Raw genomic sequence first — 14,401 nt, forward strand, 5'->3', positions numbered from 1 at the left:
ATGCTGAGAGGCGGCGACCTTGTCAAGACCCCGAGCAGATCGAAAGGGAAGGGCGAGGGATGCCGCCAGTAGACTCGCGCAGGAAAGGAGGCTCAGGTGGAACAACGGATCGAACGCCATGTCGTCACGCTCCGTGACGTCGCTGCGGCTTCCGGCGTCAGCGTGTCGACCGTCAGTCGCGTCCTCGACGACCGCACTCCGCGCTCCCGCTCCACTACTGCGGAGCGCGTCCGCCGCGTCGCCGACGAACTCGGATACCGCAGGAACGTCTTCGCCTCCAGCCTTCGTCGCGGCGAGACCGGGACGATCGGCGTCCTGGTCCCGCGACTGACCGACAACGTCATGGCGATGATGTTCGAGGCGATCGAGAGGACGGCCCGTGCGCGCGGCTACTTCGCGGTCGTCGCCACCTGCGGGGACGACCCGACCGACGAGCGCAGCGCCACCGACACCCTCCTCGATCGCAACGTCGATGGCGTGATCCTTGCCACCGCGCGCCTCGATGACACCCTGCCCGCTTCCCTGCGGGAACGCGGCGTCTCCCACGCCCTCGTCCTGCGCACCGATGGCGAGAGCCCCTCAGCCCTCGGCGACGACGAGGCCGGAGGGTATTTCGCCGTCCGGCACCTCGTCGACCTCGGGCATCGCGACATCGCGGTGGTCACCGGGCCGTGGTTCACCTCGAGCGCGCGTGATCGGGTGCGCGGCGCCCGGCGGGCGCTCGCCGAGGTCGGGGTCGACCTCACCGACGACCGGGTGATCTCGACCGGCTACGGAATCGAGTCGGGCACGGAGGCCGGGCGCGCACTGCTGGCGGAGCCCGCCGCGCGCCCGACGGCGATCTTCGCGGCCAACGACAACCTCGCGATCGGTGTGGTCTCGGCGCTCGCCGCCGCCGGTCTCACCGTCGGTGCCGACATCTCCATCGTCGGCTACAACGACATCCCCCTCGCCGCGACGATGCCGGTGCCGCTGACCTCCGTCCGCGTTCCCTTCGACCAGATCGCGGCGAACGCCTTCGACTTGCTCCTGGACGAGAGCTCGGCCGGGCGCATTACCCGTACGCTCCCTACGCTCATCCCGCGCTCGTCGACGCGGGCGCTCGGCCCCGGCGGCGCGCGCTAGTACCGGCTGACGCCCGTCACCGTCACGACCGCCTCGCCGGCCTCGTCGGATGCCGCCAGATCGATCGTCGCGCTGATGCCCCAGTCGTGATCGCCCGCGGGGTCGTCGAGGATCTGGCGCGCCTTCCACACGGGACCCGACTCGTCGAGGACGAGCAGGGCGGCACTGCGGGCATCCGCACCGGTGAGGATCTCGTCGTGCTCGGCGAAGTAGGCCTCCAGGGCCGCATCCCAGGCATCCGTGCCGAACTCCGGGTCCAGCTCTCCGAGTGCGGAGACCTCGTCGCGCGCCGCGAGCTGCACCCGGCGGAACAGCTCGTTGCGCACGAGGATGCGGAACGCCCGCACGTTGCTCGTGAGGCGCTTCGGCGCGGGTGGGACGATCGGCTCGTCGGCGTGCGCCGCGGCGGCTCCCGACTGCAGCTCCTGCCACTCGTCCAGAAGCGAGGAGTCCACCTGGCGGACGAGCTCGCCCAGCCACTCGATGAGGTCGCGCAGCTCCTCGGTCTTCAGATCCTCGGGATCGTCTGGGACGCGGCCCGGTAGGCGTCGGAGAGGTAGCGCAGCACGACGCCCTCGGACCGGGCGATCTTGTAGTGGGCGACATATTCCCCGAACGACATGGCCCGCTCGTACATGTCGCGCACGACCGACTTCGGCCGAAGCTCGAAGTCGCGGATCCAGGGCTGCGAGGAGCTGAAGGTCTCGAAGGCGTGGGTCAGCAGTTCTTCCAGAGGCTTCGGATAGGTGACCTCCTCGAGCAGCTCCATGCGCTCGTCGTACTCGATGCCCTCGGCCTTCATCGCCGCCACCGCCTCGCCGCGGGCGAGGAACTCCTGCTGGCTCAGCACCGGGCGCGGGTCGTCGAGCGTGGCCTCCACGATCGAGATCATGTCGAGCGCGAAACCGGGGAGTCCGGGTCCAGGAGTTCGAAGGCCGCCAGCGCGAAGGGGGAGAGCGGCTGGTTCAGCGCGAAGTTCGGCTGCAGGTCGATGGTGAGGGTCACCTGCATCCGGTCGTTGAGCGTGTCGAAACGCTGCTCCACGACACCCGACTCGCGCAGTGTCCGGTAGATCCCAGCGCCCGGCGGGCGAGCTCGCGCTGGCGCGCACGCGGCTCGTGGTTGTCGTATACCAGCGCGCGCATATTCGCGAAGGCGTCGCCGCCGCGGGCGATGACGTTGAGGATCATGCTGCTGGTGACCTGCATGTGCGAGGTGAGGGTCTCGGGCTCGGCGGCGATGAGCTTCTGGAACGACGGCTCGCCCCAGGTCACGAACCCGGCCGGCGCCTTCTTGCGGATGAGCTTGCGCTTCTTCTTCGGGTCGTCGCCCGCCTTGCGGATCGCCGCGAAGTTCTCCGTCTCGTGCTCGGGCGCCTGCGCGACCACGGTCCCGGCCGTGTCGAAACCGGCGCGCCCCGCGCGGCCGGCGACCTGGTGGAACTCGCGAGCGGTGAGCTGCCGCATCCGGGTCCCGTCGAACTTCGTCAGGGCGGTGAGCAGCACCGTCCGGATCGGCACGTTGATCCCGACGCCGAGGGTGTCGGTGCCGCAGATCACCCGCAGCATGCCGCGCTGGGCGAGCTGCTCGACCAGTCGCCGGTACTTCGGCAGCATCCCGGCGTGATGCACGCCGATGCCCATGCGCAGCAGTCGCGACAGCGTCTTGCCGAAGGCGGTGGTGAACCGGAAGCCGCCGATGAGCTCGGCGATCGCATCGCGCTGCTCGCGCGTGGCGACCTTCGCCGAGGCGAGCGCCTGCGCCCGCTCGAGCGCGGCCGCCTGTGAGAAGTGCACGATGTAGATCGGCGCCTGCCCGGTCTCGAGCAGCTGTTCGATCGTCTCGTGGATCGGCGTCATCTCGTAGTAGAAGTGCAGCGGTACCGGCCGCTCGACGCCCGTGACGACGGCGGTCTCGCGGGACGTGCGCCGGCTCAGGTCCTCGGCCAGCGCGGTCACATCGCCGAGCGTGGCCGACATCAGCACGAACTGCGCCTGCGGCAGCGTCAGCAGCGGCACCTGCCACGCCCACCCGCGATCGGGGTCGGCGTAGAAGTGGAACTCGTCCATGACGACCTGACCGACGTCGGCGTCCGGTCCCTCTCGCAGCGCGAGGTTCGCGAGGATCTCGGCCGTGCAGCAGATGATCGGCGCCTCGGCGTTGACCGCGGAGTCCCCCGTGACCATCCCCACGTTCTCGGCGCCGAAGATGTCGACGAGCGCGAAGAACTTCTCGCTCACGAGCGCCTTGATAGGCGCCGTGTAGAACGAACGGATGCCGGCGCTCAGCGCCGCGAAGTGCGCGCCGACGGCGACGAGCGACTTCCCCGTGCCCGTCGGCGTCGACAGGATCAGGTTCTGCCCCGAGACGATCTCGATGACCGCCTCCTCCTGTGCCGGGTACAGGCTGATGCCGGTCGACTCCGCCCACTCGGCGAACGCCGTGTACACGGCATCCGGGTCCGGACGGCCGGTCAGGGGGTGGAGGGGAGAAGGCATCGTTCTTCGATCTTCCCTCATCTGTGTCTGGTGCTCGCGCCGCAGTCTGATAAATTAGGTGAGCCTAACCAAAGGCATCGACGCTTTCGCGCCACACCCCGAACTCTGAAGGGAACGCCTGTGCGTACTTCTCGTCTCCTCGCCCTCGGCACCGCCGTGGTCCTGGCCGCCGGACTCGCGGCCTGCGCTTCGCCCGAGCCCACCACCCCGCAGAACCCGAGGCTCCCGCCACCGGGGGCGAACTCGTGGACGGTCAGTTCCCCGTGACGATCCAGCACGTCTATGGCGAGACCGTGATCCCCGAGCAGCCCGTCAACGTCGCCACCGTCGCCTGGTCGAATCACGAGGTGCCGCTCTCCTTCGGCATCGTGCCGGTCGGCATGAGCAAGGCCACCTGGGGCGACGACGACGACAACGGCGTGCTGCCCTGGGTCGAGGACAAGCTCGCCGAGCTCGGCGCCGACACCCCCGTCCTCTTCGACGAGACCGACGGCATCGACTACGGCGCCGTCGCCGACACCAACCCCGACGTGATCCTCGCCGCCTACTCGGGCCTCACCGAGGAGGAGTACACGACGCTGTCGAAGATCGCCCCCGTCGTGGCCTATCCCGAGGTCGCCTGGGGCACCTCCCTCGAGGACATGATCCGCCTCAACGGCGCGGCGCTCGGCCTCGCGGCCTCCGCCGAGGAGCTCATCGACGACCTGCACGGCCAGATCTCCGACGCGCTCGACGCCAACGATGCGCTCAAGGGCAAGAAGGTGCTCTTCAGCTACCTCGATGTCAACGACCTCAGCCAGGTCGGCTTCTACACGAGCCACGACACCCGCCCCGGATTCCTCGAGAGCATCGGGCTGCCCGTTCCGCAGGTCGTCGCCGACGAGAGCGCCGGCACCGACGCCTTCTACACGCAGATCAGCGCCGAGGAGGCCGAGCGCTTCGACGACGTCGACGTGTTCGTCACCTACGGCGAGGATGCACTGATCCCGGTGCTGCAGGCCGACGCGCTGCTGTCGAAGATCCCCGCGATCGCCTCCGGCAACGTCGCGATCCTGGAGGCCGGCCCGCTCGCGGCGTCGGCGAACCCCTCGCCGCTGTCGGTCCCGTGGGGCATCGGCGACTACTTCGCGCTCCTGGCGGCGTCGCTGGGCGAGTGATCGCCACCGCACCGACCCTCGCGCCGGACGCCGCTCATCTGCGGCGTCCGGCGTCGGTGCGCACCCTCTGGCTTCTCGTCGGGGTCGCCGTGCTCCTCATGCTCAGCGTCCTGTCGGTCTCCTTCGGGGTGCGCGCCGTGAGCGTCGCCGATGTCCTGGCCGGCCTCGCCGGCCACACCGAGACCGTCGCGCAGGCCGCCGTGTACAAGCGCATCCCGCGTACCGTGCTCGCGATCGCCATCGGCGCGGCCCTCGCGGTCTCCGGCGCCGCGATGCAGGCCGTCACCCGGAACCCCATCGCCGAGCCCGGCATCCTCGGCGTCTCCAACGGCGCCTCTCTCGCGGTCGTCATCGGCATCGCCTTCTTCGGCATCACCAGCACCTGGACCTACATCGGGTTCGCGATCGTCGGCGCGGCTGCGGCCGCGACCTTCGTCTACGCGGTCGGATCGCTCGGCCGCGGCGGCGCGACCCCCTCAAACTCGCCCTCGCGGGGGCCGCGACATCCGCCGCCTTCGCCTCGCTCATCAGCGCGATCATGCTGCCCCGCGTCGACCTCCTCCAGTCGTTCCAGGCCTGGCAGGTCGGCGGCGTCGGCGGCGCCGAGTGGCCCAAGATCGCGATCCTCGTCCCCGTGCTCGCCGTCGGCGCACTCATCTGCTTCGCCTGCGCGCGCGGCATGAACTCCCTCGCCCTCGGCGACGACATGGCCGCCGGTCTCGGCGAGAGGGTGTTCCGCACGCGGCTCGTCTCGGCCGTCGGCGCGGTCGTCCTCGCGGGAGCTGCCACCGCGATCGCCGGACCGATCGGCTTCGTCGGACTCGTCGTCCCCCATCTGTGCCGCCTCCTCATCGGCACCGACCACCGGTGGCTCCTGCCCTTCTCGGCGCTCACCGGGGCCGCGCTGCTGCTGGCCAGCGACATCGTCGGGCGCGTCATCGCCCCGACATCCGAGGAGATCCAGGTGGGCATCATCACCGCGATCGTCGGCGCCCCCTTCTTCATCTGGATCGTCCGCCGCCAGAAGGTGCGTGAACTGTGACCGCCCTTCGCCCTCTCCCCGAAACCGCCGACGCGCAGACACGCATCCTCGCCGGACGCCGCGCCCGAAGGCGCCGTCACGGCCTCGCCAGCCTCGTGCTCGCCGGCATCCTGCTCGCTCTCGCCGCCACGGCCCTCATGGTCGGCAGCACCTTCTACGGCCCGGGCGAGGTGATCCGCGTGATCCTCGGTGAGACGGTGCCGGGCGCCTCCTTCGCCGTCGGCGAGCTGCGCCTGCCGCGCACGATCCTTGCGATCCTGGCCGGGGGCGCCTTCGGCATCGCCGGCATCACCTTCCAGAGGCTGCTGCGCAACCCGCTCGCCTCGCCCGACATCATCGGCATCTCGGCCGGGGCGAGCGCGGCGGCCGTCGTCGGCATCGTCGTGCTCGCGGCGAACGGCCCGGTCGTCTCCCTCCTCGCGCTCGGCGGCGCGCTCGTCACCGCGGCCGCCATCTACCTGCTCTCCAACAAGGGCGGCTTCGCCGGCACGCGGCTGATCCTCATCGGCATCGGCCTGGCCGCGATGCTCCAGAGCGTCATCTCCTACCTCCTCTCGCGTGCCGCCCAGTGGGACATCCAGACCGCGATGCAGTGGCTCACCGGCAGCCTCAACAACGCCTCCTGGGAGAGGGTCGCCCCGCTCGCGCTGGCGAGCCTGGTCATCCTGCCGCTCCTGTTCAGCCAGGCGCGCAGCCTCGAGCTGCTCCGGCTCGGCGACGACTCCGCGGCAGGGCTGGGGTGCGGGTGAACCTCACCCGCGTGCTGTTCATGCTCGGCGCCGTCGCGATCCTCGCCTTCGCGACCGCCTCGACCGGACCCATCGCCTTCGTCGCGTTCATGGCCGGGCCCATCGCCGCGCGCATCACCGGCCCCGGAGCGAACCTTCTGCTCCCCTCGGCTCTCGTGGGGGCGACGCTCGTCCTCGGCGGCGATCTCCTCGGTCAGTTCGCCTTCGACTCCCGCTACCCGGTCGGGGTCATCACCGGCGTCCTGGGCGCGCCGTACCTCATCTACCTCCTCATCCGCAGCAACAGGCAAGGGGCATCGCTGTGACCGCATCCCACACCCTCACCGCCGATCGGGTCACGCTCGCCTACGGCGACCGGACCGTCATCGACGCCCTCGACCTCACCGTCGCGCCGGGGAGGATCACGGCGATCGTCGGAGCGAACGGATGCGGCAAGTCCACCCTCCTGCGCTCCCTCGCCCGCCTGCTCTCACCTGCCGAGGGGCAGGTCGTGCTCGACGGCTCCTCGATCCACTCGCGCCCGACCAAGGAGGTCGCCCGCATCCTGGGCCTCCTGCCGCAGTCGCCGATCGCGCCGGAGGGCATCGCCGTCGCCGACCTCGTCGGCCGGGGCCGGCATCCGCATCAGAGAATCCTGTCGCGCTGGAACACGCACGACTACGAGGTGGTCGCCGACGCGCTCGAGGTCACGGGCACGACCGCGCTCGCCGACCGCAGCGTCGACGAGCTCTCCGGCGGGCAGCGCCAGCGCGTGTGGATCGCGATGGCGCTCGCGCAGGAGACCGACATCCTGCTTCTGGACGAACCGACGACCTTCCTCGACGTGTCGCACCAGATCGAGGTGCTCGATCTCCTCACCGACCTCAGCGTCAGCCGCGGCTCGACCATCGTCATGGTCCTCCACGACCTGAACCTCGCCGCCCGCTACGCCGACGAGCTCGTCGCGATGAAGGACGGCCGCGTGCATGCCATCGGTGCGCCCGGCGAGGTCGTCACCAGTCACCTCGTCGAAGAGGTCTTCGGCCTCCCCAACCACGTCACCACCGACCCGGTATCCGGAAAGCCGTTGGTCACCCCGATCGGAAGGCATCATGTCCGCTGAAACCACGACCGCCCGCACGCGTCCCTCGTACGTGCTCGCCCGCGCCGAGGTGCGCGCCGTCGAGCGCGTCTCGCCGACTTTCGTGCGCATCACCTTCGGCGGTGCCGAGCTCGAGGAGTTCGGCACGCCCGGCGACGTCTACGACGCGCGCATCAAGCTGGTCTTCCCGCCGGCATCCGGCATCCTGCCTCCCCTCGACCGCGACACCGACGACTGGTGGGCCGCCTACCTCGCCGTCCCCGAGGAGGAGCGCGGCTCCATGCGCACCTACTCCATCCGCGAGCTCCAGGTGTCGGATGCGGGGACCGACGTCGTCGTCGACTTCGTGCTCCATCTCGAACCGGGTCTGACCGGACCCGCCTCCTCCTGGGCGAGCCGGGCCGCCGTCGGCGACGAGCTGTTCCTCGTCGGTCCGCGCCGCGGCCGGGAGGACCGTGGCGGGATCGAGTACGCGCCGGGGATGCGGCATCCGTCGTCCTCGTCGGCGACGAGACCGCCGCCCCGCGATCGCCCGCATCCTCGAGGACGCGCCGCGCGACCTGCGCGGGATCGCCTTCCTCGAGGTGCCGCTCGCCGAAGACGCCCTGGAGATCGCCGCGCCCGCCGGCGTCGAGGTGCACTGGCTGCCCCGCGGCGACGTGAACCACGGCCTGCGGCTGCTGCCGACCGTGCTCGACTACCTGGGCGGATCGACCGGGGCGAGGGGCAGACCCTGGAGGTGCGCGACATCGACGGCGAGGACCTCCTCTGGGAGACGCCCGTCTACTCCGGGCTCGGCGAGGAGATCCCCGCCGGGCAGTCGCCGGCATCCGCAGACCGCTACTTCTGGATCGCCGGCGAGAGCGGCGTCGTGACGACGCTGCGCCGCCACCTCGTCAAGGACCTCGGCATCGACCGCGCCCAGGTCGCCTTCATGGGCTACTGGCGCCGCGGCGTCGCGATGCGGGGCTGAGTGGCAGCGCCTGCCGACGCGGGGATCAGGCCGTCGCGGCGGCGAGGGCGATCTCGACCATGTCGCCGAAGGTCTGCTCGCGCTCCTGGGCGCTCGTGGCCTCGTGGGTGACGAGGTGGTCGGAGACCGTGCAGATGCTCAGGGCGAAGCGCCCGTGGAACGCGGCGAGCGTGTACAGCGCGCTCGTCTCCATCTCGACGCCGAGCACCCCGTGCGCGACGAAGGGCTCGTTCAGCTCGGGCCGGGTCGTGTAGAACTGGTCACTGGAGAGCAGCAGGCCCACGTGCACAGCATGGTCCAGGTCGAGGGTCTCGGCCGCCTCGACCGCTGCCCGCAGCAGCTCGAAGTCGGCGACCGGCGCGTAGTCGAGACCGTGGAAGCGCACGCGGTTGATGCCCGAGTCGGTACAGGCGCCTTGCGCGATGATGATGTCGCGCATCCCGACCTTCTCGGTGAGACCACCGCAGGAGCCCACCCGCACGATCGTCTGCACGTCGTACTCGCCGAGCAGCTCCGAGGCGTAGATCGACATCGAGGGCTGGCCCATGCCCGAGCCCTGCACCGAGACGCGGTGGCCGTTCCAGGTGCCGGTGAAGCCCAGCATCCCGCGCACCTCGCTGTAGCACTCGGCGTCGTCGAGGAAGGTCTCGGCGATCCACTTCGCCCGCAGCGGGTCTCCGGGCATGAGGACGACGGGGGCGATCTGGCCGGGTTCGGCGGCGATGTGGGTGCTCATGGATCCAGGGTACGTCGGGCGAGCCCGCGACGTCGGCGGCGCATGGTTCGATGGAGTCATGCACGAACCGTCCCCCACGCCCCGAGGAACCCGTGCGACGTGGACGACGGTGGCGTGCTTCCTGCTCGGCGCCGCCGTCGGCACCGCGGTGCTGTGGGGCGTGGATCGGCCGATCGCCGGAGAGGGTCGGTCGGCGTCCCCGCCGCGATCGTCTCCGGACTCATCGCCGCCTCGGCCTTCGTCTTCAGCACGCTCCTGCATCGACGCGGGGAGACCGTGCCGATGCCGCGCTGGCAGACGGTCGTCTCCGACCTCGCCGGGATCGCGCTGACCGTCGCCCTCGCCGGCGTCACCGCGCTCGGCGTGCTCCTGGCGGGCGAGGTGCTCGCGGTCGGCCTGCAGGGGCTCGAGCTGCCCGCGGTCGGCGGCGGCATCCTCATCGGCATCGCCAGTGCGCTGGGCGGGCGCTTCGCCTTCGGCGCCGGGGTGGGGCTGCGGACGAACGACCTCGCGCAGCTCGTGCTCGGCTACCTCGTCATCGGCACCCTGTTCGCCATGATCACCGCCGCCGAGCCGCGCTGGTGGGAGCACAACTTCTCGGCGCTGGGGATCGGCGAAGGCTCTTGGGCCTTCAACGGCACGGTGATCGTCGCGGGCCTGCTCATCGGCACGGTCGGCGCCTACATCGGCCGCGACCTGCACCGCCTGCTCGGCGACGATGCGGTCGGCCGCATCGCCTGGGTCGTGGTGCTGTGGGCCTCCGCGGGCCTCGCGCTCGCCGCCGTCGGACTCATCCCCGTCCACCGGGCGCAGTTCGCCCACAACGTCGCCGCCTTCAGCACGATCGCGCTGTTCCTGCTCGCCGGCATCCTCACGATCCTCGCCATGCCCCGTCCGCCGCGCGCCCTCACGATCTCGACGGTCGCCCTGCTGCTGGCGATCGCCGCCGCCTTCGTGCTGGGCGTGGGCTACGGGCTGTACTCGGTCACCGCGCTCGAGGTCATCATCGTCGGCCTCGGGCTGCTGTGGATGACCGCGCTCACGAGCGCACTCGCCGAGCTCGCCCCCGCCGCCTCCCGTCCGTCCGGGCGCGAGACGCTGCTGCACGCGTGATCTGCCCCGGCCGCCGCCGGATGCTCAAGCGACGCTCAAAGGGGTAGCGGTGCCCCCGGTGTATCTGGGAGGGTCTAAGCATCACGGTTGCCCGCAATAGATCACGGAGGGACGACGATGTCCGACCAGATATTCATCTACATTGCACTCGGCCTGTACTTCGGCGCGATGCTCCTGATCGGTTACCTGGCCTTCCGGCGTACGACCGATCACGAGGACTACATGCTCGGCGGGCGGAAACTGCCCCCGTGGGTCGCGGCCCTCAGCGCCGGCGCCTCCGACATGTCCGGCTGGCTGGTTATGGGTCTTCCGGGAGCCATCTACCTCTCGGGCCTCATCGAGGCCTGGATCGCGATCGGTCTCACGATCGGCGCCTACCTCAACTGGCGCCTGATCGCCCCGCGCCTGCGCGCGTACACCGAGGTCTCCCGCAACTCGATCACGGTGCCGAGCTTCTTCGAGAACCGCCTGCGCGACAACACGCGCCTGCTGCGCAGCCTCGCCGGCATCGTCATCCTCGTGTTCTTCACGCTCTACATCTCCTCCGGCATGGTCGCCGGCGGCGTCTTCTTCGAGGCCTCGTTCGGCTCCGAGTACCTCTGGGGCATGCTCCTCGTCGGCGGCATCACGGTCCTCTACACGCTGTTCGGCGGGTTCCTCGGCGCCTCCTTCACCGACGTCGTGCAGGGCCTCATGATGGTCATCGCCCTGATCGTCGTTCCCATCGCGGCGGTCATCACGATCGGCGGCTTCGGCGAGACCGCGACGCTCGTCAGCGAACTCGAGCCGAACCACATGTCGATGCTGGCCGGCGGCGCCCTCACCGGGGGACGATCCTCGCGATCCTGTCGGCCCTCGCCTGGGGCTCGGCTACTTCGGCCAGCCGCACATCATCGTGCGGTTCATGGCGCTGCGCAGTCCGCGCGAGGCCAAGACCGCGCGCCGCATCGGCATGAGCTGGATGGTCCTCTCGCTGGGCGGTGCCATCTTCTCCGGCATCGTCGGCGTCGCCTACATCGCCAGCCAGGGCATCGACCTCGGCAACGCCGAGACCGTCGTGCTGATCATGGCCCAGACTCTGCTGCACCCGCTCATCGCCGGTCTCGTCCTCGCGGCGGTGCTCGCGGCGATCATGAGCACGGTCTCCAGCCAGCTCATCGTCTGCTCGTCGGCGCTCGTGGAGGACCTCTACAAGGTGCTCAAGAAGGACGTGCCCGCAGACAGGAACCTCGTCATGCTCGGCCGCGTGTGCGTGCTCGTCGTGTCCATCGTCGCGATCGTCCTCGCCATCAACCCGAACGACACGATCCTGGGTCTCGTCTCCTTCGCCTGGGCCGGGTTCGGCGCGGCCTTCGGCCCGCTCATCATCCTCAGCCTGTTCTGGCGGCGCCTGACCAACTGGGGTGCGCTGGCCGGCATGTTCGTGGGCGCCGCGGGCGTCTTCATCTGGGACCGCGCGTGGCCCGAGATGTACGAGCTGCTGCCCGCTTTCCTCTGCGCGATGATCGTCGCGGTCGTCGTCAGCCTGCTCACCTACAAGGACTCCGACAGCCAGAAGGAGATCCAGCAGGAGTTCACCGACACCGGGGCGATGCTCGTCGTCAACGGCGTCGGACGGGCCGGGGAACGCGTTGCCCTGAGTCGCAGACAGCTTCCGGTCGGTCGTCGCGGGTCGGTGCCGCGCGCACGCACGGCGACCGGCCGGAAGTCCTGTGCTCGGGGTCTGTCAGAAGTGCCCTTGCGGCGACCGTCCGGTCGTCCGAGAATGACTGACAGACGACACGGGTATAGGGTCGGTGGGGAGCCGGACCGGGCTCAGATCACGATATGATGACTTCATCAATTCATGAACTCCTTGCCCGGAGGCCCGCGTGCTCAGCGACCCGAACCGCCCGCTCTACGAGGTCAAGGCGGGTCTGTTCAAAGGGCTCGCCCACCCGATCCGCATCCGCATCCTCGAAGTCCTCTCGGCCTCTCCCGAGGCCTCCGTCTCCGAGATCCTGCTCGCCACCGACCTCGAGGCCTCGCACCTCTCCCAGCACCTGGCGGTGCTCCGCCGCAACCGGCTCGTCCTCGCCGAGCGCCGCGGCAGCCTCGTCTTCTACCGCCTCGCCTACCCGCAGGTCGCCGACCTTCTCCGCGTCGCCCGCGCACTGCTCGGAGAGATCCTGGAGACCACGCAGCGTCACCTCGTCGAGAGCGAAGGACTGCCGCGGATCCCGGACACGGCATGAGCGCGCTCTCCGGCATCCAATCCCTCCTGCCCTCGCGTGACGACTACCGCGGGCTCGGGCGCAGCTGGCGCGTCGATCTCGCGGCGGGGTCACCGTCGGCATCGTCGCACTGCCCCTCGCCCTCGCCTTCGGGGTGAGTTCGGGAGCCGGTGCCGAGGCGGGGCTCATCACCGCGATCGTCGCGGGAGTGGTCGCGGCGATCTTCGGCGGTTCGCATGTGCAGATCTCCGGACCGACGGGCGCGATGGTCGTCGTGCTCGCACCCATCATGGCGGTCCACGGCGTCGGCGTCCTCGGGATCGTGAGCCTCATGGCGGGGTCATCGTTCTCCTGGCCGGCGTGCTGCGGCTCGGCCGCACCGTCGGCTACATCCCCTGGCCGGTGATCGAGGGCTTCACCCTCGGGATCGCGGTCATCATCTTCCTGCAGCAGGTGCCCACGGCCACGGGGTCGGATGCCGGCGACAGCACCAACGCGTTCCTCGCCGCCGTGCAGGCGCTGGCCGGGGTGTCCTGGCCCACGCTCGGCTGGTCGCTCGCGCTCGTCGCCCTCGTCGTCGTGGTCATGCTGCTCTCGCCGCGCCTGCACCCGCGTTTTCCGGGCTCGCTCCTCGCGATCGCCCTCGCCGGGGTGCTCGTGTGGGGTCAGGCATCCCCGTCGACACGATCGGGGAGCTCCCCGCGGGACTGCCGTCGCCGACGCTGCCGACCGCGGACTGGTCCACCCTCGTCGCACTCGCCGGCCCCGCGCTCGCGGTCGCGGCGCTCGCCGGCATCGAGTCGCTCCTCTCGGCGCGCGTGGCCGCGTCGCTCGCCGACGTCGGCGGCTACGACGGCGACCGCGAGCTCGTCGGCCAGGGCTCGCCTCGATCGCGGCGGGCTTCTTCGGCGGGATGCCGGCCACCGGCGCGATCGCGCGCACCGCCGTCGCCGTGCGCGCCGGCGCCCGCACCCGCGTGACCGCGATCACCCACGGGCTGCTCCTGCTCCTAGTGGTGCTCGTGGGCGCCGGGGTCGTCTCGCACATCCCGCTGGCGGCCCTCGCCGGGTCCTCATGGTCACCGCCTTCCGGATGATCTCGCTCGCCACCGTCCGCACGGTCGTCGGGGCGACCCGAGCCGACGCGATCGTGTTCACGGTGACCGCGATCGTCACCGTCAGCGTCGACCTCGTCTACGCGGTGCTCATCGGCATCGCCGTCGCCGCCTTCTTCGCGCTGCGGCAGTTGGCCCGGGCGAGCGGGGTGCACCGCGAGGAGCTGCCCGGCGGGGTCGAGGCCGGCGACGAGCGCATCGCGCTGTTCCGGCTCGAGGGCGCCCTCTTCTTCGGCGCCGCCGAGCGGATGCTCGAGCGCGTCGCCTCGTTGCGCGACATCGAGGTCGTCATCATCCGGATGTCGCAGCTCCAGCTCCTCGACGCCACCGGCGCCCAGGTCGTCACCGAGCTCATCACGGGGCTCGAGCGCCGCGGCATCACGGTGCTGGTCAAGGGCATCCAGCCCGAGCATCTCGGACTCGCCGAGCGCGTCGGCATCCTCCGCTCCCTCCGCCACCAGAAGCATCTCTTCGACGATCTCCCCGCCGCCGTCGAGCACGCCCGCAGCCACGTGCGCCGGGCGGCCGGGCAGGCGGAGCAGGACCCGACGGCACTGATCTGACGGACGAACCTCGAGATTCACAGCCCAGACAGATAAC

9 protein-coding genes and 6 pseudogenes are annotated in these 14,401 nt (G+C 70.4%); 13 read left to right on the plus strand and 2 right to left on the minus strand.

From position 1 onward, the window contains the following. The first annotated feature begins 96 nt into the window (after positions 1-96). Positions 97-1,125, plus strand: coding sequence for a LacI family DNA-binding transcriptional regulator (locus KAE78_RS07965; RefSeq protein ID WP_223170476.1), 1,029 nt, complete (start codon positions 97-99; stop codon positions 1,123-1,125). Here KAE78_RS07965 and KAE78_RS07970 read toward each other — a convergent pair. After that, positions 1,122-3,623: pseudogene (locus KAE78_RS07970) on the minus strand (DEAD/DEAH box helicase). The gene KAE78_RS07965 and the pseudogene KAE78_RS07970 overlap by 4 nt on opposite strands. Before the next feature lie 120 nt (positions 3,624-3,743). Here KAE78_RS07970 and KAE78_RS18620 point away from each other — a divergent pair. The 8 genes and pseudogenes from KAE78_RS18620 (at position 3,744) to KAE78_RS17565 (ending at position 8,625) form a co-directional block, all read left to right on the plus strand. Then, positions 3,744-3,890, plus strand: coding sequence for a hypothetical protein (locus tag KAE78_RS18620; protein ID WP_317451728.1), 147 nt, complete (start codon positions 3,744-3,746; stop codon positions 3,888-3,890). Then, positions 3,869-4,780 carry an ABC transporter substrate-binding protein gene (locus KAE78_RS07975; RefSeq protein WP_317451729.1) on the plus strand — a complete coding sequence of 304 codons (912 nt, stop codon included), beginning with the start codon at positions 3,869-3,871 and terminating at the stop codon, positions 4,778-4,780. Before KAE78_RS18620 ends, KAE78_RS07975 begins: the two co-directional genes overlap by 22 nt. Further along, positions 4,780-5,822, plus strand: a pseudogene (locus KAE78_RS07980) (FecCD family ABC transporter permease). The gene KAE78_RS07975 and the pseudogene KAE78_RS07980 overlap by 1 nt, the downstream one beginning before the upstream one ends. Further along, positions 5,819-6,876: pseudogene (locus KAE78_RS07985) on the plus strand (FecCD family ABC transporter permease). Before KAE78_RS07980 ends, KAE78_RS07985 begins: the two co-directional pseudogenes overlap by 4 nt. After that, positions 6,873-7,673 (plus strand): ABC transporter ATP-binding protein, encoded by an 801-nt coding sequence (locus KAE78_RS07990; RefSeq protein WP_223170477.1) that lies wholly within the window; start codon positions 6,873-6,875, stop codon positions 7,671-7,673. Before KAE78_RS07985 ends, KAE78_RS07990 begins: the two are co-directional and overlap by 4 nt. Continuing rightward, positions 7,663-8,034 (plus strand): annotated as a pseudogene (locus tag KAE78_RS07995) (siderophore-interacting protein); the annotation flags it as partial. The gene KAE78_RS07990 and the pseudogene KAE78_RS07995, both read left to right, overlap by 11 nt. A gap of 73 nt (positions 8,035-8,107) precedes the next feature. Beyond that, positions 8,108-8,527 carry a siderophore-interacting protein gene (locus KAE78_RS08000; RefSeq protein WP_262927850.1) on the plus strand — a complete coding sequence of 140 codons (420 nt, stop codon included), beginning with the start codon at positions 8,108-8,110 and terminating at the stop codon, positions 8,525-8,527. Next, positions 8,524-8,625 carry a siderophore-interacting protein gene (locus KAE78_RS17565; protein WP_262927851.1) on the plus strand — a complete coding sequence of 34 codons (102 nt, stop codon included), beginning with the start codon at positions 8,524-8,526 and terminating at the stop codon, positions 8,623-8,625. Before KAE78_RS08000 ends, KAE78_RS17565 begins: the two co-directional genes overlap by 4 nt. Before the next feature lie 25 nt (positions 8,626-8,650). Here the strand turns inward: KAE78_RS17565 and deoD are convergent, their stop codons facing one another. Continuing rightward, a complete protein-coding gene (gene deoD, locus KAE78_RS08005) occupies positions 8,651-9,361 on the minus strand; it encodes a purine-nucleoside phosphorylase (RefSeq protein ID WP_223170478.1) in 711 nt (236 codons plus the stop codon). Positions 9,362-9,514: 153 nt separating this feature from the next. On the opposite strand from deoD, the gene KAE78_RS08010 reads away from it, so the two are divergent. The 4 genes and pseudogenes from KAE78_RS08010 to KAE78_RS19590 all read left to right on the plus strand — a co-directional run bounded on the left by KAE78_RS08010 (position 9,515) and on the right by KAE78_RS19590 (position 14,364). Next, a complete protein-coding gene (locus KAE78_RS08010; RefSeq protein WP_223170479.1) occupies positions 9,515-10,474 on the plus strand; it encodes a DUF998 domain-containing protein in 960 nt (319 codons plus the stop codon). Between the two features lie 117 nt (positions 10,475-10,591). Further along, a pseudogene (gene putP, locus KAE78_RS19585) lies at positions 10,592-12,077 on the plus strand (sodium/proline symporter PutP); the annotation flags it as partial. Between the two features lie 268 nt (positions 12,078-12,345). Next, the gene (locus KAE78_RS08020; protein WP_223170480.1) at positions 12,346-12,708 is read left to right on the plus strand and encodes an ArsR/SmtB family transcription factor; all 363 of its coding nucleotides are present in this window, start codon (positions 12,346-12,348) and stop codon (positions 12,706-12,708) included. Continuing rightward, positions 12,705-14,364: pseudogene (locus KAE78_RS19590) on the plus strand (SulP family inorganic anion transporter). Before KAE78_RS08020 ends, KAE78_RS19590 begins: the two are co-directional and overlap by 4 nt. Positions 14,365-14,401: the final 37 nt, after the last annotated feature.

Source organism: Microbacterium sp. NIBRBAC000506063 (assembly GCF_017968845.1).
Lineage (GTDB): Bacteria > Actinomycetota > Actinomycetes > Actinomycetales > Microbacteriaceae > Microbacterium.

Coding starts and splice junctions, on each gene's coding strand:
- deoD (WP_223170478.1), bottom strand. CDS start 9,361: ATGAGCACCCACATCGCCGCCGAACCCGGCCAGATCGCCCCCGTCGTC.